At 67.2% G+C, this 2,791-nt stretch carries 2 protein-coding genes; both read right to left on the reverse strand.

What is annotated here, in order from left to right; translation table 11 throughout:
- Positions 1-2,462, reverse strand: a 2,462-nt coding sequence (locus AC4FAH_RS14300; RefSeq protein ID WP_490246281.1) for an AAA family ATPase, incomplete at its 3' end; no start/stop codon positions are given.
- A partial coding sequence (locus AC4FAH_RS14305; RefSeq protein ID WP_490246282.1) for a hypothetical protein occupies positions 2,459-2,791 on the reverse strand: 333 nt, incomplete at its 5' end. The genes AC4FAH_RS14300 and AC4FAH_RS14305, both read right to left, overlap by 4 nt.

The raw sequence follows: 2,791 nt of genomic DNA on the forward strand, positions 1-2,791 counted from the left end.
TTCGCTGTCTGCCAATGCGCGCGTTCGCGGTCGAGCGAGTCTTGCTCCTCGCGCAGCTCCGTCTGGCGTTGCTGCAGGTTGGCCTGCTGCTGCGTCAGCTGCTGTTGCTGGTCGCTCAATTCCTGCAGTGCCTGCCGCGCATCCTCTTGTTCGTTGCGCATCCGGGTGGTCAGCGACTCGATCCAGTCGGACCAGTTGCTCACGCTGGCATGCTGTCGCTTGGGGTCTGCGCTCAGCTGCTGGGCAAGCGTGTCACTGAGCTGCTCGATCTCGCGCGCCAGCGCAGTGATCTGCGTCTCGCACTGTTGAAGCTGCGCCTCGCCATGCTGGCATTGCGTCGTCAGCGTGGCGTGGCGTGTTGCCAGTGCCTGGCGTTGCTCACGCAGCGGCGTCAGCTGACGCAGTGTCGTCACCAGCGTGTTCTGGCAGGCGTCCAGCTCCCCAAGGCGCTGCTCGATCAGTTGCAGTGCGTGGGCAGCAGGCAGCTGCGGCAAGGGTGCAAGCTGGGGTTGCTCTGACAGCGAGTGCCGGGCCAGAAGCTCGGTCAGATTCGTCTGGCAGGTCTGCGCCTGCTGCTGCAGGCGTTGCAGCTCCGTGTGCAGCTGGGTCTGTTCCTGCTGCAGATAGCCGAGCTGTTGCTCGAGGCGGGCGTGCTCGTGACTGGCCGTCTCCATGGCTTGCTGCGCGGTGGCCGTGGCCTGGCGGCGCTGGTCAAGACGCTCGCGGGCCTGCTGTTCCAGCTGAGCGATCAGCGCCTCGGCCGGTGCGGCCTGGCCGGCGGCGGGGTGCTCGTGGCTGCCGCACACCGGACATTCCTCGCCCTGGACCAGTCCGCGGCGCAGCGCCATCACGTTGTCGCTGCGCGCCAGACGCTCCTGCTCCTGCTGGCGGCGTTCGGCGTCTTCCTCGTGGCGCGCCTGGTCTCGGGCCTGCAATGCCTGCGCCTGCCGGCCAGCCACATCCCGCAACGCCTGTTGCTGTCGGGGCAGTTGCTGCTCCAGCTCGACAAGACGCTGCTGCACCTCATCACGGCGGGCCAGGCCACTGATCTGCTCGCTGAGTACGGGCTTGAGCTCCAGTAGTGCATCGCGCTGACGTTGCAGCTGGTCACGATAGTCTTCGGCATCGCGCAGCGGCTGGCCTGACTCGTCGACCAGCGTCGCCTGCAGCTGCTGGAGTTGCTGCTCCAGCTGCTGGCGCTGGCGATCCTGTGCCTCCAGCTCCTGCTGATGTTGGCCGAGCGTGTCGCGCAGGCGTTGCTGTTCACTCTGCTGGCTGGCGTGTGCTTCGCGTCGTTGCGAAAGACGCGAAGCCACCTGACGTGCCTCTTCAAGCTTCGGCAGTTGCTCGCCGCGCCAGGTATCACAGCGCTGCATGCGTTCATCGGCGGTGTGCCTGGCGGCCCGGGCCTGCTCAACCCTGGGCGACAGGGTGCCGAGCTGCTGCTCCAGCTGGGCCAGTTGCGTGACCAGCTGCGCATGCTGCGGCGCGATCGCCTTGAGGCGCAGCAGGGCAGGGCGAATCGGCGCGAGGGCCTCCAGGGCGTTGAGTTGTTCGCGCTGACGGGAAAGCCCATCGCTGGCGGCGTGGGCCTCGGTCTGCTCCTGCTGCGCCTGACGCAGGGCCTGTTCGAGCTCGCCCGCCGTAGTGGTCCACTGGTGATAGGCCGTCAGCGCATCATGCTGTTCGCTGAGCCGGGTCATGGCCGTCTGGCGCAGACGCACCTCCTCCTCGAGCGCCTGGCGCTCCTGCGGGCTGGCCGGCAGCTGGCCTTCCAGCTTGCGTTCCAGTTCATTGACGGCCTCGCGGGCGGAGCGCTCGCGCTCATGGGCGGCCATCGAGATCTCGGAGTAATGGCCGGTATCGGTCAGCTTCTCCAGCAACTCCGAGCGTTCATTGTCATTGGCACGCAGGAAGGCGCTGAACTCGCTCTGCGCCAGCAGTACGGCGCGGGTGAACTGCTCGAAATTCAGCCCCAGCCTGTCGAGGATCAACGCCTTGGCGTCATTGCTGGTGGTGTTGAGGGTCTGAGCCGGCTGGGTGTCATCGCCGGTGGGCAGCAGCTGGAGATGTTGCTTGGCATTCTGCAGGCGCCCGCCGGGCTTGCCGCGCGCGCGGCTGACCGTCCAGCTGGCGCGATAGCGCAGGCCATCGCGGCCGATGAAATCCACCTCGGCCTTGCCTTCGCCGCAGCCACGCCGGAGCAGGCTGCGCGGGTCCTTGAGCGTCAGCTGATGCTCGCCGACATCCTCCAGCTGACCGCCACTCGGCGTCTGGCGCAGGCGCGGCGTGGTGCCATAGAGCGCCAGACACAGGGCATCGAGCAGCGTGCTCTTGCCGGCCCCGGTGGGACCGGTGATGGCGAACAGACCGGCATCGGACAGCGGTGCCTTCTCGAAGTCGACTTCATGTGCGCCGGCAAGCGAGGCCAGGTTGTCGAGGCGCAGGGCGAGAATCTTCATGCCTGACCTCCCTTGGCCTTGTCTGCCGTGCCAGTCTTGTCTATCGAAGCCGCCTTGTCGGCCTTGCGAGCGGGCCGGGTGGCTGGCTCGCCTTCGAGACGCGTCTCGCGCGCGGCCTCGACCTCCTCGAGCAGCTGGGCGAAATCCTCGATCAGCGTCGGGTCCGGCTCACTGTCATAGGTGGCGCGATAGTGACGCTCGAACAGCCCCATCGGCCCCAGCTCATCGAGCTTCACGCCCTTCGGCGCGCGATGCTCGGCACTGGGTGCCGGGTAGCGGGTGACCAGCTTGATCAGACGCAGCGGCGCGCCTTCCAGCAGTGCCTCGAT

It is taken from the genome of Cobetia sp. (assembly GCF_983723665.1).